The sequence below is a fragment of the Pseudonocardia adelaidensis genome, from assembly GCF_039543345.1.
GTDB classification, from domain to species: domain Bacteria; phylum Actinomycetota; class Actinomycetes; order Mycobacteriales; family Pseudonocardiaceae; genus Pseudonocardia; species Pseudonocardia adelaidensis.
Genome location: NZ_BAABJO010000022.1, coordinates 63,022 through 87,123 on the forward strand (window position 1 = coordinate 63,022; position 24,102 = coordinate 87,123).

21 protein-coding genes are annotated in these 24,102 nt (G+C 74.9%); 16 read left to right on the forward strand and 5 right to left on the reverse strand.

The window, feature by feature from the left end:
• Positions 1 to 15 precede the first annotated feature (15 nt).
• Positions 16 to 597 carry a sigma-70 family RNA polymerase sigma factor gene (locus tag ABEA81_RS26275; RefSeq protein ID WP_345608107.1) on the reverse strand — a complete coding sequence of 194 codons (582 nt, stop codon included), beginning with the start codon at positions 595 to 597 and terminating at the stop codon, positions 16 to 18.
• 213 nt (positions 598 to 810) lie between these two features.
• Between ABEA81_RS26275 and ABEA81_RS26280 the strand changes: the two genes are divergently transcribed.
• Complete coding sequence (locus tag ABEA81_RS26280; protein ID WP_345608109.1) at positions 811 to 1,497, forward strand: DUF5995 family protein; 687 nt, start codon at positions 811 to 813, stop codon at positions 1,495 to 1,497.
• A gap of 55 nt (positions 1,498 to 1,552) precedes the next feature.
• Here ABEA81_RS26280 and ABEA81_RS26285 read toward each other — a convergent pair whose 3' ends face one another.
• Entirely contained in the window at positions 1,553 to 3,277 is a 1,725-nt protein-coding gene (locus tag ABEA81_RS26285; RefSeq protein WP_345608111.1) for an ABC transporter ATP-binding protein, read from the reverse strand.
• On the reverse strand, positions 3,274 to 4,908 hold the full coding sequence (locus ABEA81_RS26290) for an ABC transporter ATP-binding protein (RefSeq protein ID WP_345608113.1): 1,635 nt from the start codon (positions 4,906 to 4,908) through the stop codon (positions 3,274 to 3,276). The genes ABEA81_RS26285 and ABEA81_RS26290 overlap by 4 nt, the downstream gene beginning before the upstream one ends.
• A gap of 322 nt (positions 4,909 to 5,230) precedes the next feature.
• On the opposite strand from ABEA81_RS26290, the gene truB reads away from it, so the two are divergent.
• From truB to dapB, 12 genes are all read left to right on the forward strand, one after another.
• Positions 5,231 to 6,100: a tRNA pseudouridine(55) synthase TruB gene (truB, locus tag ABEA81_RS26295; protein WP_345608115.1), complete on the forward strand. Its 870-nt coding sequence runs from the start codon at positions 5,231 to 5,233 to the stop codon at positions 6,098 to 6,100.
• A gap of 115 nt (positions 6,101 to 6,215) precedes the next feature.
• A complete protein-coding gene (locus ABEA81_RS26300) occupies positions 6,216 to 6,962 on the forward strand; it encodes an IclR family transcriptional regulator (protein WP_345608117.1) in 747 nt (248 codons plus the stop codon).
• Between the two features lie 74 nt (positions 6,963 to 7,036).
• Positions 7,037 to 8,338, forward strand: coding sequence for an MFS transporter (locus ABEA81_RS26305; RefSeq protein WP_345608119.1), 1,302 nt, complete (start codon positions 7,037 to 7,039; stop codon positions 8,336 to 8,338).
• Positions 8,335 to 9,453 carry a thiolase family protein gene (locus tag ABEA81_RS26310; protein ID WP_345608121.1) on the forward strand — a complete coding sequence of 373 codons (1,119 nt, stop codon included), beginning with the start codon at positions 8,335 to 8,337 and terminating at the stop codon, positions 9,451 to 9,453. Before ABEA81_RS26305 ends, ABEA81_RS26310 begins: the two co-directional genes overlap by 4 nt.
• Positions 9,450 to 11,315, forward strand: coding sequence for an ATP-dependent acyl-CoA ligase (locus tag ABEA81_RS26315; protein WP_345608123.1), 1,866 nt, complete (start codon positions 9,450 to 9,452; stop codon positions 11,313 to 11,315). Before ABEA81_RS26310 ends, ABEA81_RS26315 begins: the two co-directional genes overlap by 4 nt.
• Positions 11,316 to 11,362: 47 nt before the next feature.
• Positions 11,363 to 12,289 (forward strand): bifunctional riboflavin kinase/FAD synthetase, encoded by a 927-nt coding sequence (locus ABEA81_RS26320; RefSeq protein WP_345608125.1) that lies wholly within the window; start codon positions 11,363 to 11,365, stop codon positions 12,287 to 12,289.
• Between the two features lie 72 nt (positions 12,290 to 12,361).
• Positions 12,362 to 12,874: an XRE family transcriptional regulator gene (locus ABEA81_RS26325; protein WP_345608127.1), complete on the forward strand. Its 513-nt coding sequence runs from the start codon at positions 12,362 to 12,364 to the stop codon at positions 12,872 to 12,874.
• A gap of 132 nt (positions 12,875 to 13,006) precedes the next feature.
• Complete coding sequence (gene rpsO, locus ABEA81_RS26330; RefSeq protein ID WP_345608130.1) at positions 13,007 to 13,276, forward strand: 30S ribosomal protein S15; 270 nt, start codon at positions 13,007 to 13,009, stop codon at positions 13,274 to 13,276.
• 223 nt (positions 13,277 to 13,499) lie between these two features.
• Complete coding sequence (locus ABEA81_RS26335; RefSeq protein ID WP_345608132.1) at positions 13,500 to 15,746, forward strand: polyribonucleotide nucleotidyltransferase; 2,247 nt, start codon at positions 13,500 to 13,502, stop codon at positions 15,744 to 15,746.
• 73 nt (positions 15,747 to 15,819) lie between these two features.
• Positions 15,820 to 17,166: a M16 family metallopeptidase gene (locus ABEA81_RS26340; protein ID WP_345608134.1), complete on the forward strand. Its 1,347-nt coding sequence runs from the start codon at positions 15,820 to 15,822 to the stop codon at positions 17,164 to 17,166.
• Between the two features lie 383 nt (positions 17,167 to 17,549).
• The gene (locus ABEA81_RS26345) at positions 17,550 to 18,029 is read left to right on the forward strand and encodes a DUF456 domain-containing protein (RefSeq protein ID WP_345608136.1); all 480 of its coding nucleotides are present in this window, start codon (positions 17,550 to 17,552) and stop codon (positions 18,027 to 18,029) included.
• 14 nt (positions 18,030 to 18,043) lie between these two features.
• Positions 18,044 to 18,793 carry a 4-hydroxy-tetrahydrodipicolinate reductase gene (dapB, locus tag ABEA81_RS26350; RefSeq protein ID WP_345608138.1) on the forward strand — a complete coding sequence of 250 codons (750 nt, stop codon included), beginning with the start codon at positions 18,044 to 18,046 and terminating at the stop codon, positions 18,791 to 18,793.
• An 82-nt stretch (positions 18,794 to 18,875) separates the two neighbouring features.
• On the opposite strand, the gene ABEA81_RS26355 is transcribed toward dapB, so the two are convergent.
• Positions 18,876 to 19,436 (reverse strand): GNAT family N-acetyltransferase, encoded by a 561-nt coding sequence (locus tag ABEA81_RS26355; RefSeq protein WP_345608140.1) that lies wholly within the window; start codon positions 19,434 to 19,436, stop codon positions 18,876 to 18,878.
• A gap of 70 nt (positions 19,437 to 19,506) precedes the next feature.
• Between ABEA81_RS26355 and ABEA81_RS26360 the strand changes: the two genes are divergently transcribed.
• Positions 19,507 to 20,451 (forward strand): EamA family transporter, encoded by a 945-nt coding sequence (locus tag ABEA81_RS26360; protein WP_345608142.1) that lies wholly within the window; start codon positions 19,507 to 19,509, stop codon positions 20,449 to 20,451.
• Positions 20,448 to 21,722, forward strand: a complete 1,275-nt coding sequence (locus tag ABEA81_RS26365) for a winged helix-turn-helix domain-containing protein (protein ID WP_345608144.1) — start codon at positions 20,448 to 20,450, stop codon at positions 21,720 to 21,722. Before ABEA81_RS26360 ends, ABEA81_RS26365 begins: the two co-directional genes overlap by 4 nt.
• Here the strand turns inward: ABEA81_RS26365 and ABEA81_RS26370 are convergent.
• Entirely contained in the window at positions 21,668 to 22,537 is an 870-nt protein-coding gene (locus ABEA81_RS26370; protein ID WP_345608146.1) for a helix-turn-helix transcriptional regulator, read from the reverse strand. The two genes, ABEA81_RS26365 and ABEA81_RS26370, sit on opposite strands and share 55 nt — an antisense overlap.
• A gap of 51 nt (positions 22,538 to 22,588) precedes the next feature.
• Between ABEA81_RS26370 and ABEA81_RS26375 the strand changes: the two genes are divergently transcribed.
• Entirely contained in the window at positions 22,589 to 24,046 is a 1,458-nt protein-coding gene (locus ABEA81_RS26375) for an MFS transporter (protein WP_425570661.1), read from the forward strand.
• Positions 24,047 to 24,102: the final 56 nt, after the last annotated feature.

The following is a 24,102-nucleotide window of genomic DNA, read 5'->3' on the forward strand; positions in this document are numbered from 1 at the left end:
GGCGGCGAGGTGCCGTCAGGCGCTCACCATCAGGCCCGTGTCGAACGAGCGGCGGACGCGGTCGATCAGGCGGGCCCGGCTCGGGCCGAGGCTCCCGATCGGGATCCCGGTGTCGCGCGCCACGTCCGCGTAGGGGCGCGGCTCCTCGGCGAAGAGCTCCATCATGATCGTGCGACCGCGCGGCGGGAGCGTCGCGACGATCGTCCAGAGCCGGGACACGGTGTCGGCGTCCACCACCTGGTCCTCCACCGTGCGGTCCGGGTCCGGCACCGCGTCCAGCTCGTCGGTGACCACGGCCCGGCTCTCCCGCAGGATCCGCAGGCACTCCCGGGAGGCGGTGGTGGCGAGCCAGCCGCCGAGGCGCTCCGGGTCGCGCACCGCGTGCCGGTGCTCCACCAGCCGCAGCCAGGTGCGCTGCTCCGCGTCGTGCGCGTCGGCGTCCTGCAGCCGGTAGGACCGGACGACGGCGCTCACGAGACCGCGGTAGCGCTGCACGATCTCGGTCCAGGCCCGCTCGTCGCCGCCGCCCGCCGAGTGCAGCAGCTGGTCGTTGCCGGCCTCGGTGGTCGTGGACGGTGGGGTGATCGGCGGGGCCATCGGAACTCCTCGCAGGGGCGTTGTGACGTGCCGCACCAGCTTCGGGGGAGCGCGGGGCCCTGTCGTCAGGTCAACGCCTTACCCCGGGAGAAGTCCACGCCCTATATCCCGCGCTCGCGTATCTACGCGAGCGCGGGATGGCTCTCCCCGTCGCCGGCTCCCACGCCGGGGGACCGGAGGCCGTCCGCGAAAGGGCCTCGACGAGGAGGAACGGTGTTGGTGGCGATCGAGTCGGGGGCGGTCGGGACGGGGGATCCGGATCGCCCGGGCGGCGTCGTCGATGCCGTGGTGCGGCTGCAGGAAGGCGCCGACGCCGGTGTGCACGGCCACGGGGCCGGTCCCGTGGGCAGGCTCCTGACGGCCGTCGCCGAGCCGGACGACGCGGCACCGCAGCCGGAGGCCGAGTTCCGGACGGCACTCGTGGCCGAGCTGGCGCGGCGCTACCTGCGTGCCGTCCGGGCACACGCGAAGGGGAGCGGGGCGCCGCGGGTGTGGCAGGTCCTGCTGAGCCGGTGGGAGGCGGGCCGCCCGGACGGCGGTGCGGGCGACCCGACGCGCACCGCGCTCGCGGGAGCCCACGCGCTCGTCTGCTTCGATCTGCCGCCGGCCGTGGTGAGCGCGTGCACGCTGCTCGGCCGCAGCCCCGGCCCGGTCGAGCAGGCGGTGGTGCAGGCGGTCACCGCCCGGATCGCGCGGCTCGCCAACGAGGCGGCCGCCATCGACACCCGCTCCGACGACGACGCCAGCGGCCTCGCGCTGCTGCTGTCGCGCAGCGAGTGCTGGCGCCAGGCCGAGCACCTGTGGACCCTGCGGGGCCGCCCGTCGGAGGCGGAGAAGGAACGTGCGGCGCTCGACTGGCGCGCCGCTCTGGTGGCCCGGGCACTGTTGGGGAGCGGCTGACCCGGGCGGGCGGGGGGTCGTGAGTGGATACGAGTGCGCCGGCACTCGTATCCACTCACGGGGAGTTGCGCGGGGCGGCCCATGCGGCCCAGAGCGCGGCGTAGCTGCCGCCGGCCGCGACCAGGTCGTCGTGCGGGCCGGACTCGACGATCCGGCCCTTGTCCAGCACCACCACCCGGTCGGCCGTGGCGGCCTGGGTGAGGCGGTGGGCGATGACCACGGCCGTGCGCCCGGCGAGGGCGGCCGCGGCGGCGCGTTCCAGGGTGCGGGCGCCCGCGCTCCCCGCCTCGGCGGTGGCCTCGTCGAGCACGGCGACGGCGGGGTCGGCGAGCACGAGCCGGGCCAGCGCGAGCTGCTGCGCGCGGGTTGCCGACAGCTCGTCGCCGCCGTCACCCACCACGTCGGTGAGCCGCATCGGCGCCTCCACGGTGCGCAGCGCAGCGGCGAGCTCGGCGTCGGTGGCGTCCGGGCGGGCCATGCGCAGGTTGTCGGCCACGGTGCCGGCGAACACGTGCACCTCCTGCGTGACGAGCGCGACGTGCCTGCGCACGTCGGCGATCTCGGCGAGCGGTACGTCGCCGATCTCGACCGTGCCGTCCGTGGGCGGGTGCACGCCGGCGAGGACGGCGCCGAGGGTGGTCTTGCCGGCACCGCTCGCGCCGACCACGGCCACCCGCTCCCCGGGCGCCACCTCGAGGTCGACGCCGTGCAGCACCTCGGGGCCGCCGTCGTAGGCGTGCCGGATCCCGGCGAGCCGCACGCCTGCGTGGCGCGGGGTGCGCGGCTCCTCCGGGGCCGGTGCGGCCGGCATGTCGGCCACCCCGACGAGCCGGGCCAGCGCCGCGCCGGCCGACTGCGCCTCGTCGAGCTGGTAGAGCATGATCCCGATCGGGTCGAACAGCCGCAGGAAGTACAGCGCCGCGGCGGTGGCGGCGCCGACCGTGATCGCGTCCGCCCGCACCAGCAGGAAACCGGTGCCGAGGATCGCGAGCACGCCGACCAGCTCGGCCCCGTTCATCGCGAGCCCGAACCGCCGCTCGGCGTCGGATGCGCGCATCGCCGCGTCGACGGCCGCCCGCGAGTGCCCCTCGATGCGGGCGAGCTGGGGCCCGCGGCGGCGGTATGCGCGCACGGTGGCCGCACCGCCGACGCCGGCCAGGAGCGACTGCGTGCGCTCGCCCTCGGCCCGCCGCTCCGCTGCGTAGAGCGGCCCCGACACGCGCACGTACCAGCGCGAGACCAGCACCCAGATCGGCAGCGGCGCGAGCCCGGCGAGCGCGAGGCGCCAGTCGAGCACGGTGAGCCCGACGAGCGTCAGGCCGACGTCGAGCAGCGAGATCACCACGGTGGGGACCGCCCGGCGGACGCCCTCGGAGATCACCGCGATGTCCCCGCCGACCCGCTGCAGCAGGTCGCCGGTGCCGGCGCGCTCGACGTCGGCCAGCGGCACGTCGAGCGCCCGGCGCACGACGCGTTCGCGCAACGTGGCGAGCACCTGCTCGCCGAGGCGGGCCACCAGCAGGGAACCGAGCGCCGAGAACGCCGCGCGCGCCACCAGGGCGGCGAGGATGCCCAGTGCGATGCCGTCGACCAGCGCCGCCGGGCCGCGGGCGATCACGGCGTCGACGATCCGGCCGAGCAGCGGCGGCACCACGAGCATCGCCGCCGAGGCGGCGACGAGCGTGACCACGGTGCCGGTCAGCAGCGCGCGGTGGGGGCGGACGAGCTCGCCGAGCGCGGCCCGGGTGCGGGCGAGCGTCGCGATGGGGAGCACGTTCACGCGAGCACCGCCTGCCGGTAGCGCGCGTCGGCCACGAGCTCGGCGTGCGTCCCGGACGCGACGACGGCACCGCCGTCGACCAGCAGCACGCGGTGGCAGCGCGCCAGCAGCGCCGGGCTGGAGGCCACCACCACGGTGGTGCGCCCGGCCCGCAGCGTGAACACGCCGTTGGCGATCCGGTGCTCGGTGGCGGCGTCGACCGCGGTGGTGGGATCGTGCAGCACGAGCACGGGCGGGTGCCCGGCGAGGGCCCTGGCCAGCCCGATGCGCTGGCGCTGCCCGCCCGAGAGCGTCCGCCCCCGCTCGCCCACCTCGCTGTCGAGCCCGTGCGGCAGCGTCTCCACCACCTCGTCGACGGCCGCGGCGGCCAGCGGTGCGGGGTCGCGTCCGGTGTTGTCGGCGACGGTGCCCTCGAACAGGGTGGCCTCGTGGCGGGCGACGAGCACGGCCCCGCGGGCCTCGTCGAGCCCGACCTCCCGCGGGTCGGCGCCGTCCAGCTGCACCGGCGCGTCGGCGTCGCGGGCGAGTGCGTCGAGCAGTGCCGCCGCGTCGGCCGCCTGCAGCGCGACCACGCCGACGTGCTCGCCCGCGGCGACGTCGACGGTGAGGCCGTCCGGCAGCCGCACACGGAGCGCGCCGACCGGCCGCGCGGGGAGCGTGCCCGTGCCCTCCGTGACGGCGGGCGGCGCGGCCAGCACGCCGGCCAGGCGGCGGGCCGAGCCGCGGGCGCCCGCGAGCACCGCGCCCAGCTCGGTGAGCCGTTCGAGGGGCCCGATCAGGAACTGCGCCAGCCCGACCCCGGCCACGAGCTCGCCGATGCTGATCGCGCCGTCCAGCGCGAGCCTGCCACCGATCCAGGCGACGACCACGAGGAACAGCCCGGTGATCACGTTGGTGGCCCCGACGTAGCCGCCGTTCAGGTCGGCAGCGGCCAGCCGGGCGCGCAGCGCGGCGCGGCTCGCCGTGCGGTAGGACTCGGCCGCGGCCGCCTCGGCGCCGATCCCCTTGATCACCCGCAGGCCCGTGATCACGTCGGTGGCGACGGCCGTGGCCGCGGCGAGCGACGACTGCTCGGCCTCCGCCCGCCCGACGAGGGGACGGGCCAGCAGGCGCGAGGCGAGCAGCACCAGCGGCACCCCGCCGAGCACCACGAGCCCGAGCACGACCGACGCGTCGAGCAGCACGACGGCGCCGCCCGCCAGCGCGGCCAGCGCGGCCGTGCCGCTGCCGATGACCTCGCACACCTGGCCCGCGCGGTCGGCGTCGGCCCCGGCCGTGCTCACGAGCTCGCCGGGTCGACCCGGGGTGCCACCCGCCGGGTGCAGCACCCGCGCTGCCACGTCCAGCCGCAGGCGGTGGGCCGCCATCCGCACGGTGCGCGCGCCGAGGTAGTAGCCGAAGAACGCGCTGGACGCCAGCACGGCGAAGACCGCGACGACCACGGCGAGCCAGCGCAGCAGGGCGGCGGAGTCACGACCCGCGACGGCGAGGTCGATCACCCAGCCGACGGCGACCGGCACCGCGGCCTCGGCGAGCTGGTGCAGTGCCACCAGGAACGCGGCGAGTCCCAGCTCACGCGGGCGGGCGCCGGCCCCGCGGCGCAGCACTCCGCCGGCCGTGACCGGCACCATGGGGAGGCCCCCTTACCTAGTGCCCCCCGCTGGAAGTCCGCCGAATAGTTCGGCGGCCCAGCCCCACGCTGCGCGCACCGGCCGACGTCCCGAGTACGCCCGGTACGAGGGCCGCCGCCCGGCACACGCAGCGAGAACCTGGATCCACCGACTCACCCGACGGACTTCCGGCGGGGGACACCTGGTGCCCCGGCAAGGAAGGTTCGGCACGCAACTCGGCGGCCACCGATTCACGCGCCAACCTCCCTCGCCGGGGCACCGGTCCGGGGCGACGGTATCCGGTGGTGCGGCCGGCGGGCGCGGGGATTGCGAGAATCACGCGGTGGACGCCCCCGCCCCCGGTCTCGTGATCGTCGACAAGCCAGCAGGGCTGACGTCGCACGACGTCGTCGCCCGCCTGCGCCGGATCCTGCACACCCGCAAGGTCGGCCACGCCGGCACGCTCGACCCGATGGCCACCGGGGTGCTCGTGTGCGGGGTCGGTCGCGGTACCAAGCTGCTCGGCCACCTCGCGCTCGACACGAAGGCCTACACCGCCACGATCCGGTTGGGCGTCACGACCCACACCGACGACGCCGAGGGCGACGTCCTCGCCACCGCCGACGCGGACGGCGTCACCGACGCCGGCATCGCGGCCGGCATGGCGGCGCTGACCGGCGCGATCGAGCAGGTGCCCAGCTCGGTCAGCGCGATCAAGGTCAACGGGCAGCGCGCCTATGCGCGGGTTCGGGCCGGGGAGGAGGTCGTGCTGGTCGCCCGGCCGGTCACGGTCTCGGAGTTCACGCTGCTCGCCCGCCGCGGCGCCGACCTCGACGTCGCCGTCGAGTGCTCCTCGGGCACCTACGTCCGTGCGCTCGCCCGCGACCTGGGTGCCGCGCTCGGCGTCGGCGGGCACCTGACGGCGTTGCGGCGCACCCGCGTCGGGCCGTTCACCCTCGAGCACGCGAGCACCCTCGAGGCACTGGAGGCCGACGCCTCCGCCGTCGTCGCGCTGGACGCGGCGGTCGCGCTGGCCTTTCCCCGCCGCGACCTGGACGCCGCCCAGGCCGCCGACATCTCCCACGGCCGCCCCCTCCCGGCGACGGGGGAGCCGGGCACGTACGGCGTCTTCGCCCCCGACGGCCGAGCGCTGGCGCTGGTGACGGACCGGGGCGCGCAGGCCCGGCCATTGGTGGTCCTGGCCCCGGCGTAGGCCCCCTGGGAGTGTCAGCAAAGCCACTTCCACGACACGTGGCGTCATGAAAGTGGCTTTGCTGACGCGGGCGGAGCCGGCCTCGAACGAGCCAGCCGCCGATACCCTGCACCGCGTGCCCGCCGTCCCGGGGAAGGCCGTGCTGCAGAAGGCGCGCGACATCCTCGACTGCTTCGACTCGCACACGAAGGAGCTGGGGGTCAACGAGCTGGCCCGGCGCAGCGGGCTGCCCCGCACCACCGCGCGGCGGCTCGCGCAGGAGCTGGTGGCGTGCGAGCTGCTGGACCGCTCCGGCGGCCGGTACCGGCTCGGGGCGTGGCTCGCCGAGCTCGGGGCGCGCGTGCCGGCGCACCGCTCGCTCCGCGTCGCGGCCGCCCCCTACCTCGAGGAGCTCACCCACCTCACCCACGAGACGGCGGTGCTCGCACTGCCCGGGCACGGCGAGATCCTCTTCGGCGAGATCTACGTCGGCAGCCGCGGCCGCGGGCAGGTGGTCACGCTCGTCGACGGGCGGGTGCCGCTGCACTGCGCCGCGTCCGGGAAGGTGGTGCTCGCGTTCGGCCCGCCGGAGCTGCTCGCGCACACGCTGGAGGGCGGGCTCGCCCCGCACACCCGCCGCACGATCACCGAACCGGAGCGGCTGGCCGCCGAGCTGGCGCGGGTGCGGGAGCAGGGGTACGCGGTCGACCGGCAGGAGCTCGTCGAGGGCTACGGCGCCGTGGCCGCCCCGGTGCGGGCGGCGGACGAGGTGATCGCCGCCCTGAGCGTGATCGCGCCGATCAGCCGGCTGGACGTCGTCGCGTTCGCGGCGGCCGTGCGGAGGACGGCGGGGGAGCTGTCGCGGCGGGTGGGGCCCGGTTGAGGGGTCCACTGAGCGGACCCCGGCCGTTCCGCCAGGCCCCGGCGGGAGTCAGGATGCCCGGCCAGGAGGCCGCCATGACGTCAACGTCGACATCGACCCAGCCCCGCACCCCGATCCGGCGCGCAGTGCTCGCGTCCCTCGTCGGGAACGCGCTGGAGTGGTACGACTTCTTCCTCTACGGCACCGCCGCCGCGCTGGTGTTCAACCACCTGTTCTTCCCGACGGTCGACCCCCTCGCCGGCACGATCGCGGCGTTCGGCACGTACGCGCTCGGGTTCGCGGCCCGGCCGATCGGCGGATTGATCTTCGGGCACTTCGGGGACCGGATCGGGCGGCGGGCGATGCTCGTCGCGACGCTCACGCTGATGGGTGCGGCGACGTTCCTCATCGGGCTGCTGCCCACGTACGAGCAGATCGGGGTCGCCGCACCGGCGCTGCTCACGGTGCTGCGGGTGGTGCAGGGCATCGCCGTGGGCGGCGAGTGGGGCGGCGGCGTGCTGCTGATCAGCGAGAACGCCGACCCGCGGCGCCGCGGGATGCTCTCGGCGCTGTCGCAGACCGGGGTCGGCGTGGGGTTCGTGCTCAGCGCGCTCGTGTTCGCGGTGATGGCGGCCGTGACCACCGACGAGCAGTTCCTCGCCTGGGGCTGGCGGGTGCCGTTCCTCGTCGGCGTGCTGCTCATGGCCGCGGGCCTGGTGATCCGGATGAAGGTCCTCGAGACCGCGGCGTTCTCCGAGACGCGCGAGCGCCACCGGGTGCCGGCGCTGGAGGCCCTGCGGCGGCACCCGCGCGCGGTGCTCGTGTCGTTCGGGGCGCGGATCGCCGAGAACGGCGGTTCGTACATCTTCCTGACGTTCGTGCTGGCGTACGCGAGCAAGATCGGGATCGCCGGCGAGGTGGCCCTCACCGCGGTGGTGCTCGGCATGGCCGTCGAGGCGCTCGCGATGCCGGCGTGGGGCGCGCTCTCGGACCGGATCGGGCGCAGGCCGGTGTACACGTTCGGCGCCGTCGCGATGGCGCTGTGGGCGTGGCCGTTCTTCCTGCTGCTCGACACCCGCGAGACGCCGCTCGTCCTGCTGGCCGTCGTCGTCGCCAACGCCGTCTGCCACGGCGCGATGATCGGCACGCAGCCCGCGTTCTTCAGCGAGCTGTTCGGCAGCGGGGTGCGCTACAGCGGCGTGGCGCTCGGGCACGAGATGGCGTCGGTGCTCGCGGGCGGGCTCTCCCCACTCATCGCCACCGCGCTGCTGGCGTGGGCAGGCGGGTGGATGCCGGTGGCGGTCTACCTCGCGGTCATGGGCGCGATCACGGTGGTCGCGGTGCTGGCCTCGCGCGAGACGGTGGCCCGCGACCTCACGGCGATCGGGGCGCGGTGACCGCGGCCTCGATCGTCGCGGCGTACGAGGAGCCCTACGCCCGCCGGACGTCCCGCACCGCCGAACAGCTGCTCGCGGCGGCCGTCCGGGGCGCGCTCGGCGCGGCCGGGCTCGGCCACGGGGACGTGGACGGCCTCGGCGTCAGCAGCTTCTCGCTCGCGCCGGACCACGCGATCGACCTGGCGTGGCGGCTCGGGCTGCGGCTGGACTGGATCATGCAGGACCCGCACGGCGGCGCGAGCGGGATCAACCTCCTGCAGCACGCGGTGCGGGCGATCGAGGCGGGCGACGCGCGGGTGGTCGTGCTCGTGGCCGGGGACCACCTGGACCGCGCGGCGTTCGCCCGCCTCACCGCCACCTACAACCGCGCCACCGCCGAGGCGCTCACCCCGCTGCCGCTGCGCGGGCCGAACGCGCTCTTCGCGCTGCTCACCCAGCGGCACGCGGCCGCCCACGGCCTCGCTGACGCCGACTACGCGCAAGTCCCCCTCTCCCAGCGGCGCTGGGCGGCGCGCAACCCGGGGGCGGTCTACCGCGCACCGCTGTCACTGGACGAGTACCTCGCCGCCCCGGTCGTCGCCGCGCCGCTGCGGCGCTTCGACTGCGTACCGGTGGTCGCGGGCGCCGACGCGCTCGTGCTCACCGCAGGCGGGCCCGGCGTGCGGGTGCGCGCGGTCGCGTCCCGGCACAACCCGGACGGACAGGAGGGCGACGGGATCGTCACCGGCCTGGCGCAGGTCGCCGACCGGCTGTGGGCCGGTGCCGGCGTCGGCCCCGGCGAGATCGACCTGGCCTGCGTCTACGACGACTACCCGGTGATGGCGCTCGCCCAGCTGGCCGACCTGGGCTGCGCACCCGACCTGCACGCCTTCCTGCACGGGCGGCTGGCCCGGGACGGGTGGCCGCTCAACCCGTCGGGCGGGCAGCTCTCGGCCGGTCAGGCCGGCGCCGCGGGCGGGATGCACGGGCTGGTGGAGGCCGTCCTGCAGCTGCTGGGGCGGGCGGGGGAGCGGCAGGTGGACCGCGCGCGGCTCGCGCTCGTCACCGGCTACGGGATGGTGCTCTACCGGTACGGGGCATGCGCCAACGCGGCGGTGCTGGAGGGAGTGGCGTGATCGAGCTGGCCGGGTGCGCGGACTGCGGGCACCCCCACTTCCCGCCGCGCGCGGTCTGCCCGCGGTGCCACGGCACGGACCTGCGCCCGGTGCCCTGCCGGGAGGCGGTGGTCGAGCAGGTCACGGTGGACGCCGCCGGCACCCGCCTGGCGAGCGTGCGCACCGCGACCGGCACCGTCGTCGTCGGGCGCCTGGACGCGGACGTGCCGGTGGGCTCGGTCGTGCCGCTGAGCGCGTGGCGGGAGCCCGGGGCCGCGTTCGTGCCGGGCGGCGCACCGCTGCTGCCCACCCACCGCAGCCCGCTGCGCGACCTGCCCGCGCCGGACCGGACCGTGCCGCGGCTGCTGCAGCTGCAGGCGCGGCGCTACGGGGACAAGCCGCTGGTCGTCCGCGGCGCGACGACCTGGTCCTACCGCGACGCCGTCGAGCGGGCCGCCCGGATGGCGGGGGCCATGGCGGAACGCGGCATCGAGCCGGGCGACCGCATCGCGCTGCTCGCAGGCAACCGGCTCGAGCTGCTGGAGACGGTGCTGGGCTGCGCCTGGCTCGGCGCCATCGCGGTCCCGCTGAACACCGCCCTGCGCGGGGCCGGGCTGCGGCACGCGCTCACCGACTCCGGTGCCCGGGTCGTGGTGGTCGAGCCCGATCTCACCGGCGTCCTGGACGAGGCAGGCGTGCCGGTGGAACGCTGGGTCGTGGGGGAGACGTTCCCCGCCCCCGGCCCGGAGCTCCCGGCCCGCCCGGCCGCGCCGGGCGACACCGTCGCGATCCTCTACACGTCCGGCACCACCGGCCTGCCCAAGGGCGTGTGCTGCCCGCAGGCGCAGTTCCACTGGTGGGGGGTGACCGTGGGCGAGTGCCTGGAGATCACCGACGACGACGTCCTGTACACCTGTCTGCCGCTGTTCCACACCAACGCGCTCAACGCGTTCTTCCAGGCCGTCTGCGCGGGGGCGACGTACGTGCTGGGCGAGCGGTTCTCCGCGTCGCGGTTCTGGGCCGACGTGCGCGAGGCCGGGGCCACCGTCACCTACCTGCTCGGCGCGATGGTGCAGATCCTGCTGACCCGGCCGGCAGCGGAGACCGACACCGCGCATCGCGTGCGGATCGCGCTCTCGCCCGCGACGCCCGCGGCCGCGCACGCGGCCTTCCGGGAGCGGTTCGGAGTTCTGCTCGTCGACGGCTACGGCTCCACCGAGACGAACATGGTGCTCGGTGCGCACCCGGCGGCGCAGCGGCCCGGGTACATGGGTGTGGTGCTGCCCGACCACGAGGTGCGGGTCGTGGACGCCGACGGGCTCGACGTGCCCGACGGGGAGCCGGGCGAGCTCGTGTGCCGGTCGCGGCAGCCCTACGCCTACGCCACCGGCTACTTCGAGAACCCGGCCGCCACCGCCGCCGCGTACCGCGACCTGTGGTTCCACACCGGCGACCGGGTGGTTCGCGAGCCCGACGGCTGGCTGCGCTTCCTCGACCGGCTCACCGACTCGATCCGCCGCCGCGGCGAGAACATCTCCTCCCTCGAGGTCGAGCAGGTCATCGCGACGCACCCGGCCGTCGCCGCCGTGGCTGTGTACGCGGTGCCGTCGGAGCTGTCCGAGGACGAGGTGATGGCCGCCGTGGTGCCCCGCGACGGCGGGCGGGTCGACCCGGCCGAGCTCACCGCGTGGTGCGCACCGAGGCTCGCGAGGTTCGCGATCCCGCGCTACGTCGACGTGGTGGCGCAGCTGCCGCTGACGGAGAACGGCAAGGTCCGCAAGGCGGTGCTGCGCGAGCGGGGTGTCACGGCGACGACGTGGGACCGCACGCCGCCCGCCGCCGGAGCGCAGCACGGTGGCTCTGCTCCGGTGGGACCGCAGTAGAGCCACCTTGCTGCGATCGGCCCGCCGCCGTTTCGTAGGCTCGTCCCGTGCAGCGCTGGCGGGGGCTGGAGGCCGTGCCGACCGGCTGGGGGCGCAGCGTCGTCACCGTCGGCGTGTTCGACGGGGTGCACCGCGGCCACCAGCGGCTCATCGGCCGTGCGGTGGAGCGGGCGCGGGAGCGGGAGCTCCCAGCGGTGCTGGTGACGTTCGACCCGCACCCGGCCGAGGTCGTGCGCCCCGGTAGCCACCCCGCGCGGCTCACCACCTTGCCGCGGCGCGCCGACCTGGTGGCGGGCCTCGGCGTCGACGCGTTCTGCGTGCTCCCGTTCACCCCGGAGCTGGCCCGCACCGAGCCCGCCGAGTTCGCCCACGAGGTGCTGGTGGAGCGGCTGCACGCCGCCGACGTCGTCGTCGGGCGCAACTTCACCTTCGGCCACCGGGCCGCGGGCGACGTCGCGCTGCTCACCCGGCTCGGACAGCGGTTCGGCTTCGGCGTCGAAGGCCTGGAGCTGATCACCGACGACGGCATCACGTTCTCGTCCACCTACATCCGCGCCTGCATCGACGCGGGCGACGTCGAGGCGGCCGCGGCCGCGCTCGGCAGGCCGCACCGGGTGGAGGGCGTGGTGGTGCACGGCGATCGGCGCGGCCGCGACCTGGGCTTCCCCACGGCGAACCTGGCCACGGCCCCGTACACCGCGCTGCCGGCCGACGGCGTCTACGCGGGCCTGTTCGAGATCAAGGACCGGGCGCTCCCCGCCGCGATCTCGGTGGGCACCAACCCCACGTTCTCCGGGAAGGTGCGCACGGTCGAGGCGTACGTGCTCGACGTCGACGAGGACTTCTACGGCTTCGAGGTGGCGCTCGACTTCATCCACCGGCTGCGCGGCCAGGAGCGGTTCGCGGACGTGACCGCGCTCGTCGAGCAGATGCACCGGGACGTCGCGCGCACCCGGGAGTTGCTGGCCCGCTGAGCGGAGCCCACCATCGGCCCAGTTTTCGCGTTCGGCCCCGGAACGGGTGGCGGACCTGCCAGCATCCTGGGCATGGCGGACGCGACGAGCCCCTGGCTCATCGAGAACCAGGAGCGGCAGCGGGAGCTCTACGGGGCCCCGCTCGGTGAGCGCGTCCGCCGCCTCACCGGGGCGCTCGGCATCTCCCAGGCCCGGCTGGCGCGCACGCTCGGCATGAGCCCGGCGATGCTCAGCCAGCTGGTGAGCGCGCGGCGCGTGAAGATCGGCGATCCCGCTGTGCTCGCGCGGATGTTGCTGCTCGACCAGCGTTGCCACGCGCTGCGCCCGCCCGCCGACCGCCGCACGGTCGACGCGCTGCTCGCGGAGATCGCCGAGGCCCGCTGGCACTGGAACGGGCAGCGCAGGCCCGCCCCGCGGACGGCAGGCCACCGCGTGCAGCGGCCAGGGCCCGACGGCACCGCGGCCGCGGTGCTGCGGGGGGTGGCCGACCCCGCCCGCCTGGCCGCGGCGGCGGCCGCGCTCGGCCCGGCGTTCCCGGAACTCGCCGAGGTACTGCGGCAGGCGGCGAGTCGCCCGGGGTCATGAGACGCTCGGCGCATCGTCCCTGGTAACGTGGCGTACCGGGTCCGGCTGCAGTCCGTGGCGGCCGTGCACCGTCTTCCGCCCCCTCGGCAGGGGTGCGGGCCTCACGGCACATCACGAAGGAAGAGGCACCACGTGGCACTCGACGCCGCACAGAAGAAGACCATCCTGGACACCTACGGTGTCCACGAGGGCGACACCGGGTCGCCCGAGGCCCAGGTCGCGCTGCTCACCAAGCGGATCAGCGACCTCACCGAGCACCTGAAGCAGCACAAGCACGACCACCACTCCCGCCGCGGCCTGCTGCTGCTGGTCGGCCGTCGCCGCAGGCTGCTGAAGTACCTCGCATCGGTCGACGTCGCGCGCTACCGGTCGCTGATCGAGCGTCTCGGCCTCCGCCGCTGACACCCGCCGGCCCGGACCAGCTCCTCGGTCCGGGCCGGTACACGTTCCACAACTCCACAGCTCACAACTCCACAGCCATGTTCAGACGCCACGCCTCGCCGCAGACGATCCGCCGGTCCTCGGTAGTGGCTCCCGGGACCACGGAGTCCCGGGGGCTTCGATCGAAGACCGGCCAGGCCGAGGATCACCCGGCGCGGCGTGGGGTCCCGAGAAGAAGGACCTCATGACAGACCCTCTTGAGGACGTGCACGAGACCAGTGCCGTCATCGACAACGGGAGCTTCGGCACCCGCACCGTCCGGTTCGAGACCGGGCGCCTCGCGCGCCAGGCCGCCGGATCCGTCGTCGCCTACCTCGACGACGAGACCATGCTGCTGTCCGCCACCACGGCGTCCAAGCAGCCCAAGGAGCACTTCGACTTCTTCCCGCTCACGGTGGACGTCGAGGAGCGGATGTACGCGATCGGCAAGATCCCCGGCTCGTTCTTCCGCCGGGAGGGCCGCCCGGGCACCGACGCGATCCTCACCTGCCGGCTGATCGACCGGCCGCTGCGCCCGTCGTTCGTCGACGGCCTGCGCAACGAGATCCAGATCGTCGTCACGGTCATGTCGCTCGACCCGCAGGACCCCTACGACGCGCTGGCCATCAACGCCGCGTCGGCGTCCACGCAGCTCGCGGGCCTGCCGTTCAGCGGCCCGATCGGCGGCGTGCGCGTCGCCCTGATCGACGGCCAGTGGGTGGCGTTCCCGCAGTACGAGGACCTGCAGCGGGCCGTGTTCGACATGGTCGTCGCCGGCCGGGTCGTCGGTGACGACGTCGCGATCATGATGGTGGAGGCCGAGGCCACCACCGAGACCGTCGAGCTGGTCGCCGGTGGCGCGCAGGCGCCCACGGAGCAGGTCGTGGCCTCCGGGCTGGAGGCGGCGAAGCCGTTCATCCGCAGCCTGTGCGTCGCCCAGCAGCAGCTGGCCGACGTCGCGGCGAAGCCCACCGGCAACTTCCCGACCTACCCCGCGTACCAGCCCGACGCGTACGAGGCCGTCGAGGCGGCCGCGAGCGACGAGCTGGCCGCCGCGCTCACGATCGCCGGCAAGCAGGAGCGCGAGACCAGGCTGGACGAGGTCAAGCTCTCGGTGCTCTCCTCGCTCGGCGAGAAGTTCGAGGGCCGGGAGAAGGAGCTGGGCGCCGCGTTCCGGTCGCTCAACAAGAAGCTCGTGCGCCAGCGGATCCTGCGCGACCAGGTGCGCATCGACGGGCGCGGCATCACCGACATCCGGCCGCTCTCGGCCGAGGTCGAGGTCATCCCGCGGGCCCACGGCTCGGCGCTGTTCGAGCGCGGCGAGACCCAGATCCTGGGCGTCACCACGCTCAACATGCTGCGCATGGAGCAGCAGATCGACTCGCTCGGGCCGGAGACGCACAAGCGGTACCTGCACCACTACAACTTCCCGCCGTACTCCACCGGTGAGACCGGCCGCGTGGGCTCGCCCAAGCGCCGCGAGATCGGCCACGGCGCGCTGGCCGAGCGGGCCCTGCTGCCCGTCCTGCCCACGCGCGAGGAGTTCCCCTACGCCATCCGGCAGGTGTCGGAGGCGCTCGGGTCCAACGGCTCCACGTCGATGGGCTCGGTCTGCGCGTCCACGATGTCGCTGCTCAACGCCGGCGTGCCGCTCAAGGCGCCGGTCGCGGGCATCGCGATGGGCCTGGTGAGTGACGAGGTGGAGGGCCAGACCCGCTACGTCGCGCTCACCGACATCCTCGGCGCCGAGGACGCCTTCGGCGACATGGACTTCAAGGTCGCCGGTACGGCCGAGTTCGTCACCGCGCTGCAGCTGGACACCAAGCTCGACGGCATCCCGTCCGAGGTGCTGGCGGCCGCGCTCTCGCAGGCCAAGGACGCCCGCCTGACGATCCTCGAGGTCATCGGCGAGGCGATCGACCGGCCCGACGAGATGAGCCGGTTCGCGCCGCGCGTCACGGCGATCAAGGTCCCGGTCGACAAGATCGGCGAGGTCATCGGCCCGAAGGGCAAGATGATCAACTCGATCACCGAGAAGACCGGCGCCGACATCTCGATCGAGGACGACGGCACGATCTACGTCGGTGCCGCCGACGGCCCCTCCGCGGAGGAGGCCATCGGCATGATCAACGCGATCGCCAACCCGCAGCTGCCCAAGATCGGCGAGCGGTTCCTCGGCACGGTCGTCAAGACCGCGGCGTTCGGGGCCTTCGTCTCGCTGGTGCCGGGCAAGGACGGACTCGTCCACATCTCCAAGCTCGGCCAGGGCAAGCGGGTCGGCAAGGTGGAGGACGTCGTCAAGGTCGGCGACAAGATCCGCGTCGAGGTCACCGACATCGACAACCGCGGCAAGATCAGCCTGGTCCCGGTCGGCGAGGAGTCGCCCAACGGCACCCCGGCTGCCCCGGCCGCCGAGGACAACGACGAGGCCGAGGCGGTCTCGCCGAGTTGACCGAGCTCGCGAGGTCAACCAGCGACTCGAGCGACGGAGCCACGCCGATGACGAGCGTCAGCGAGGATTCGGCGTGACAGATGTTCTCGTGACGCCGGGGGTGGGAGCTGCTGCTCCCGCCCCCGGCGGCGTCTCCCGCACCGAGTTGCCCGGCGGGCTGCGCGTCGTCACCGAGACGGTGCCGGGCGTACGTTCGGTGTCGCTCGGGATCTGGATCGGCATCGGCTCCCGCGACGAGTCGCCCCTGCAGGCGGGCGCCGCGCACTACCTGGAACACCTGCTGTTCAAGGGCACCCGCCGGCGCACGGCCGTGGGGATCGCCGAGGAGTTCGACGCCGTCGGCGGTGACCTCAACGCGTTCACCGCGAAGGAGCACACCTGCTACTACGCGCACGTGCTCGACACCGACCTGCCGCTCGCGGTGGACGTGCTCGCCGACGTCGTCACCGACGCCACGCTGGCGCCGCCGGATGTCGAGATCGAGCGCGGGGTGGTGCTCGAGGAGATCGCGATGCGCGACGACGACCCCGAGGACCTGCTCGGCGAGCTGTTCGACGAGGCGCTGTTCGGCGACCACCCGCTCGGGCGGCCCGTGATCGGCTCCGAGCACTCGATCCGGCAGATGAGCCGCGACACGCTGTTCGAGTTCTGGCGCGGCGAGTACACCACCCCGCGGATGGTGGTGGCCGCGGCCGGCAACCTCGTGCACGCCGAGGTCGTCGAGCTCGTCTCGGCCGCGCTGGCCGCGGCGGCCGCGCGGGCCGGGGCCGCCGCCCCGGTGCCACCACGCCGCCCGGCGCCCGCGCGCCTCGCCGCCGGGCCCCGGCTCGTCCTGCGCCCGGACGACACCGAGCAGGTGCACCTCATGCTCGGCGTGCCCGGCCTCCCGCGCCACGACCCCCGCCGCACCGTGCTCACGGTGCTCAACACCGCGCTGGGCGGCGGACCGAGCTCCCGGCTCTTCCAGCAGGTCCGCGAGCAGCGCGGGCTGGCGTACTCGGTCTACTCCGCGATCGCGGCCTACGCCGACGCGGGCAGCTTCTCGGTCTACGCCGGGTGCGCTCCGGAGCGCGTCGACGAGGTCGCCGCGGTGGTCCGCGCCGTCCTGGCCGAGGTGGCCTCCGGCGGCCTCAGCCCGGCCGAGCTCGTCCGCGCCCAGGGCAACCTGCGCGGCGGCCTCGTGCTCGGACTGGAGGACACGCCGTCGCGGATGAACCGGATCGGGCGCTCCGAGCTCGACCACGGCCGCCAACGCACGATCACCGAGAGCCTCGACCGCATCACCGCGGTCACCGCCGACCAGGTGGAGGCGCTTGCCGCCGAGCTCCTGGCGGTGCCGCTCACGGTCGGGGTGGTCGGTCCCTACGACGACGAGCGCGATCTCCCGGACTCCCTCCGGGCACTGGCCGAAGGCAGCTGAGGCCAGGGCGCGCCTCGGGCGCTACCTGGTTGCGGCCTCCGGTGGCGCCACGCTGTGTGCGGGGCTGCCCGGTGGGCGCGCGGCGCCACCGGAGGCGGTCTTGGTGGACAAGATCAGCGCTTCGGCGCGAAACGAGCCGCCGGGATGCGTGGGGCGGCCCGGCTGCTCGCACACCAACTTCTGCGTCGACACACCAACTGCAGTTGGTGTGCCAGCACCAAGGTTGGTGTGCGACGCGTCGTCGCCCCGCCCGCGCGGGCGGGGCACACGAACCTCGGCGCCCGCACACGAACTGCAGTTGGTGTGTGAACACCGATGTTGGTGTGCGAGCGCCGGATCGTCCGCAGCGCGCGAGCGGGGAGCGTGGTGACATCATCGGCGCCGTGGAGCTCCTCACCGTCCTCGCCGCCGTGCTGGTCGCGGTCGGCATCGTGGGGATCGCGCTGCCGATCCTGCCCGGGCTGGTGCTCGTGGTCGCGGGGGTGGCGGTGTGGGCCGTGCCCCGCGGGGATGCCGTGGCGTGGACCGTGCTGGCGATCGTGGTCGCGATCGTCGTGATCGGCTCGGTGGTGAAGTACCTGGTACCGGGGCGGCGACTGCGCGAGTCCGGGGTCCCGGGCCGCACGATCGCGCTGGGCGCCGTCCTGGGCGTGATCGGGTTCTTCGTGATCCCGGTGCTGGGCCTCCTCGTCGGGTTCGTGCTCGGGGTCTACCTCGCGGAGCTGGCCCGGCTCGGCGGGCACGACGCCGCGTGGCCGTCCACCCGCAAGGCGCTGGCGGCCGTCGGCTGGAGCATCGTGATCGAGATGGCCGCCGGGCTGCTCGCGGCGGCGGTCTGGGTCGGGGCGCTCGTCTTCGCCTGACTACGCTGCCCGCCGTGAGCGACGAGATTCGGGTCGGCGTGTTGGGCGCACGGGGGCGGATGGGCACGCAGGTCTGCGCGGCCGTGGAGGCGGCGGAGGGGATGGCGCTCGCCGCAGGCGTCGACGACGGCGACCCGCTCTCCGTGCTGATCGACGCGGGCGCGCAGGTGGCCGTCGACTTCACCCACCCCGGCGCCGTGCTGGACAACCTGCAGTTCTGCCTCGACCACGACATCGCGGTGGTGGTGGGCACCAGCGGGTTCGACGAGGCCCGGCTCGCCGACGTGCGCGCCCGGCTCGACGCCCGCCCCGGCCACGTGCTCATCGCCCCGAACTTCGGGGTCGGGGCGGTGCTCGCGATGCAGTTCGCGAAGACGGCGGCGCGGTTCTTCGACTCCGTCGAGGTGATCGAGCTGCACCACGCGGGCAAGGTCGACGCGCCGTCGGGCACGGCGGTGCACACCGCGGCCCTGATCGCGGCCGCGCGGGCGGAGGCCGGCGCGGGCGAGGTGCCCGACGCCACCACGTCGGAGGTCCCGGGCGCCCGGGGCGCGCGGGTCGAGGGCGTGCACGTCCACTCGGTGCGGCTGCCCGGGCTCGTGGCCCACCAGGAGGTGGTGCTCGGCACCACCGGTGAGACGCTGACGATCCGCCACGACTCGTTCGACCGCGCGTCGTTCATGCCGGGCGTGATCCTCGCCGTACGCGCGGTCCGCGACCGTCCGGGCCTGACGGTCGGCCTGGAGCCCCTCCTCGGCCTCTAGGAACCCACTTCGCACACCGCGCCCCGACTTCGCACAGCGCCGGCCCTGTGCGAAGTCCGGCCTGGGTGTGCGAAGTGGGGCGTCAGCGCACCTCGAGGTCCAGCGAACCGGTCACCCGGAGCTCGCGGAGCTCGCCCTCGCCCGTGTCCAGGACGCGGACGGTGCCGTCGGCCGCCCAGCCGGCGGCCTTGTAGAAGCTGCGCGAGGCGCCGTCGGCCTCGGGCACCCAGGCCAGGCCGTACCGGGCGCCCTCGGCCCGCAGCGCCGCTGCGGCCGCGGCCAGCAGCCGGCCCCCGTGGCCGCGCCGGCCCCAGCGCGGCTCGACGAGCAGGGCGCTGATCTCCGCCCACGCCTCCGGGCCGAGCGTCGGGGCGGACGGGGCCACCGCGCCCTCCGGCTCGACGGCGGGCGCTGCCGCACAGAACCCGACGGTCCACGCGCCCTCGGTGGCGACGAGGACGTGGTGACCGTCGCCTGCCACGACGGCCGCGCTCCACGCCGCGCGGGCCGCGGGCGAGCGCAGGCCCTCCAGCGCGGCGGCGGGTACGAGCCCTGCATAGGCGGTGGACCAGGTGTCGGCCTGGAGGCGGACGATCTCGTCGACGTCCTCGGGCGTCGCGGGGCGGACGGCGGCGGTGGCCATGGCCACATCCAAGCCCATGCCCCCGGGAACTCGGCAGCCACCCGTCGTTGGCTATGGCAACGTTGTGCGCGTGAACGTCGCTGGCCGCCGGCCGGCCCTCGCGTGGTCCGCGCTGGGCGTGGTCTACGTGCTGTGGGGCTCCACCTACCTCGCCAACCGATTCATCATCGCCGACGTGCCGCCGCTCTTCGCCAGCGGCACGCGCTTCCTCGCCGGCGGATCGCTGCTCGCGATCGTGGTGCTGGCCACCGCGGGGCGCCGGGCGTTCCGCATGTCCTGGCCGCAGTTCGGCACGGCGGCGCTGGCCGGACTGCTGCTGCCGGCGTGGGGGAACGGGCTCGTCACGATCGCCCAGCGCAACGTGGCGTCGGGGCTCGCGGCGCTGCTGATCGCATCGGTGCCGATGTGGATCGTCGTGCTGCGCGTGCTCACCGGCGACCGGCCCCGGCGCGCCACGATCGGTGGGGTCGGGCTGGGTGTCGCGGGCCTCGCCCTGCTGCTGCTCGCCGGCCCGGCGGCCGGGTCGGGCGGTGTGTTCGGCACCGCGTGGTGGGGACCGTGGCTGGTGCTGCTGGCCGCAGTCGGCTGGGCGTCCGGCACGTTCGCCACGACGCGGATGCCCGCGCCCGCCAACCCGTTCGCCCTGGCCGCGGGGCAGATGCTCGTGGGCGGGGTGATCCTGTTCACCGGGAGCGTCCTCACGGGCGAGCGGCCGGAGCTCGGCACCGTCGGGCCGGGCGCGTGGTGGGCGTGGGGCTACATGGCCGTGGTGGTGTCCCTGGTGGCGTTCAGCGCCTACGCGTACGCGCTGGCCGTGCTGCCGGTCTCCACCGTCGCCACCTACGCGTACGTGAACCCGGTGATCGCGGTGCTCCTGGGCGTCCTGGTGGCGGGGGAGCGGTTCTCCCCCGCGCAGCTCGCGGGCGGCGCCGTGGTGCTGCTGGCGGTCCTGGTGGTGATCGCGGCCGAGCGCCCCCGAAAGCGTCGGACCCGGCTGGCAACATCCCCTGCGTGACGCCCTCCGTCGAGACGATCGGTCCCGCCGCCGCGCGCCGGGCGGCGCTGGCCGCCCAGGGGTTCGCCGACCCGCGGCCGTCCGGCCCGCCCACCCGCCGCCACCTCGCACGGGTGCTGGACCGGGTCCGGCTGCTGCAGCTCGACTCGGTCAACGTCGCGGTCCGCGCCCACTACATGCCGCTGTTCAGCAGGCTCGGGCCGTACGACCACGCGCTCGTCGACGACGCCGCGTGGTCGCACACCGCGCGCAGGCCGCGGCTGCTGGTGGAGGCGTGGGCCCACGAGGCGAGCCTGCTGCCGGTGCAGGACTGGCCGCTCCTGTGGTCGGGCGCCTTCCGCGAGCGCTGGTGGCGCAGCTACCAGCCGCTGGCCGACCGCCACCCGGGCCTCGTCGACGACATCCTGGCCGCGGTCAAGGAGCTGGGTCCCATCGGCGCGGGCGCGCTGGAGAAGGAGCTGGAGGCGCCCACCCGCCCGCGGCCGGCCGGGGCGTCGTGGTGGGAGCGCTCGGACGTCAAGCGGATCTGCGAGTACCTCTTCGGCACCGGCGCGCTCACCACCGGCACGCGCCGCCACTTCCAGCGGCTCTACGACCTGCCGGAACGCGTGCTCCCGCCGGCCGTGCTCGCCGCGCCGCAGCCGAGCGCCGAGGAGGCCGCCCGGCGGCTCGTGCTGGGTGCCGCGGAGGCACTGGGCGTGGCCACCGAACCCGACCTGCGCGACTACTACCGGCTCGCCCCGGCGCGCAGCCAGGCGGCGGTGGCCGAGCTCGTGGAGGCCGGCGCGCTCGAGCAGGTCCGGGTGCGCGGCTGGGAGCGGCCCGCGTACCGGCTGCCGGGCACCCGCGTGCCGCGGCGGATCACCGGCCGTGCCCTGCTCTGCCCGTTCGACCCGGTGGTCTGGGAGCGGGCGCGCACCGAGCGGCTCTTCGGTTTCCACTACCGCATCGAGATCTACGTGCCGGAGCCGAAGCGGCAGTACGGCTACTACGTGTTCCCGTTCCTGCTCGACGGCGAGCTGGTGGCCCGGGTCGACCTCAAGGCGGACCGGGCGGCGGGCGTGCTGCGAGTGCCCGGCGCGTTCGCCGAGCAGGGGGCCGACGTCCCGCGCGTCGCCGCGGAACTCGCGGCGGAGCTGCGGGTCATGGCCGAGTGGCTCGGTCTCGACGGGTTCGAGGTGGGGGAGCGGGGCGACCTCGCGGCCCCGCTGCGGCGTCAGAGCCGCAGCGCCGCCAGCGCGCCCGCGGTGTCGGCGTCGGCCGGCGTGTAGGTGGCCATCCGGATCTCGGAGGAGGGGGTGAGCCAGAGGTAGGTCGTGTGGAACTGCAGGAGCCCCGCGTCGGGGTGCAGGAACCGCTTCGTCAGGTTGCGCGGCTCGGTGACGTCGTGCCGGCTCCACAGCGCGTCGAAGTCGGCCGACTCCCGGCGCAGTCGCTTGATCAGCGCCTTCCAGCGCGGATCCGCCATGTGGTCGGCCATCGAGGCCCGCAGCTGCGCCACCGACCGCGCCTTGTGCGTGTGCCAGTCCGGCATCCGCTTCTCCCACCTGCCGAGGAACGACTGCAGCGTCGTGTTGCGTTCCTCGAACGGGAGCTCGTCGACGTCGCCGAAGAGCCAGTTGTAGCCGCGGTTGTAGGCGAGGATGTCGGTGCGCGCGTTCGCCACCACCGCGGGCCACGGGTCGATCCGCTCGAGCATCGCGACGACACCCGGCGGCACCGCGTTGTCGTCCCGCTGCGACGGCCGCGCCGGCAGCCCGGCGAGCGTGAACAGGTGCGCCGCCTCGTACGGGTCGAGCTGCAGCGTGCGGGCCACCGCGGCGAGCACCTGCTCCGACGGGCGGATGTCGCGGCCCTGCTCCAGCCACGTGTACCAGGTGACGCCCACCCCGGCGAGCTGCGCCACCTCCTCGCGGCGCAGGCCCGGGGTGCGCCGGCGCCCGGTGATCGGCAGCCCCACCCCCTGCGGGGTGAGCCGTTCGCGGCGGTTGCGCAGGAACGCCGCCAGCTCGCGCCGGCGGGTCGCGTTCGGCAGGGTGGCGACGGCGTCGGCCGGCGCACCGACGGGTTCGAGCGCGGTGCTCATGGACTCCACGGTGCCACGCCGAGCCTGTTACCGGGTAGTGCCGATACCTGGATGACCACGCTCTGGTACCACCCTCCGCCCGCGCGGAGCGTGGCAACCGTGCACAACACTTCGCTTCGGTCTACCTCCGCAACGGCCGGTCCCGGGCTGACCTCCGCCGGACTGCTGACTCTGCTGTTGGGCGCCGCGCTCAACGTCATCGACTTCTTCATCGTCAACGTCGCCCTCCCCACGATCGACGCCGACCTGCAGGCCTCGAGCGCGACCCTCGAGATGGTCGTCGCCGGGTACGGCATCGCCTTCGCGGTGCTGCTGGTGCTCGGCGGCCGGCTCGGCGATGCGTTCGGCCGCAGGCGGATGTTCCGGATCGGCCTCTCCGCCTTCACCGTGACCTCGCTCGTGTGCGGCCTCGCGCCGAACGCCACGACGCTCGTGCTCGCGCGCATCGCACAGGGTGCCGCGGCCGCGCTCGCGATGCCACAGGTGCTCGCGTCGATCCAGGCGCGCACGTCGGGCGCGGAGCGGGTGCGGGCCGTGGGGTACTACGCCGCGAACTCCGGCATCTCGATGGTGATCGGTCAGGTGCTGGGCGGCGCGCTCGTCGCGGGGCTCGGCTGGCGCACGATCTTCCTGGTCAACGTGCCGATCGGGATCGTCACGCTGGTGCTGGCCCGGCACACGGTGCCGGAGAGCCGCTCGGCCGACCCGCTCGGCGTCGACGGCAGGGGCACGGTGTTGCTGGGCGCCACGCTGCTCGCGCTGCTCGTCCCGTTGACGGTGGGGCGGGCGATGGGCTGGCCCGCGTGGTCGGTCGGGATGCTCGCCGCGGCGCCCGTGCTGGCGTGCGTGCTCGCGGTGGTCGAACGGCGGGTGGAGCGGGCTGGCCGGGTGCCGTTGCTGCCGCCGAGCGTGCTGCGGCTGCCCAGCATGCGCCGCGGTCTGGGGGTGGCCGTCCCGTTCTTCACCGGGTTCGGCGGGTTCATGTTCGTCTGCGCGCTGCTGCTGCAGGACGGGATGGGAATGGGGCCCTTCGACGCCGGGCTGGCGCTGGCGCCGTTGGCGGTCGGCTTCTTCGCGGCGTCGCTGGCGAACGCGCGCATGGTGGCGCGCTACGGCCGGTCGGTGGTGGTGGCCGGGTTCGCGCTGCAGATCGTGGGCCTGCTCGTCGTGCTCGCCACCGTCTCGGGCGGATGGCCGGACCTGACCGCGCTCGACATCGCGCCCGGCACGCTCATCGTGGGGTTCGGGCAGGGCATGGCGATGACCACGGTGGTGGGGCTGACCCTCTCGCAGGTGCCCGCCGCCCGGGCCGGTGCGGGCAGCGGCGTCTTCACCACGGCGCAGCAGACGTTCCTCGCGCTGGGGGTGGCCCTCCTGGGCGGCCTCTACGGGGAGCTCGCCGGCACCGCCGGGCCCCGGGCCGGGTTCGTCGTGGTGGCCGGCGTGTACGCCCTGGCGCTGGTGGGCATCGTGCTGCTCAGCCGCCGCCTGCCCGACCCGCGCGCCTGATCCGGACCCGGCACGGCCGGACGGCACCCCCGTCGCTCCCCATCGACGAGGGTGCC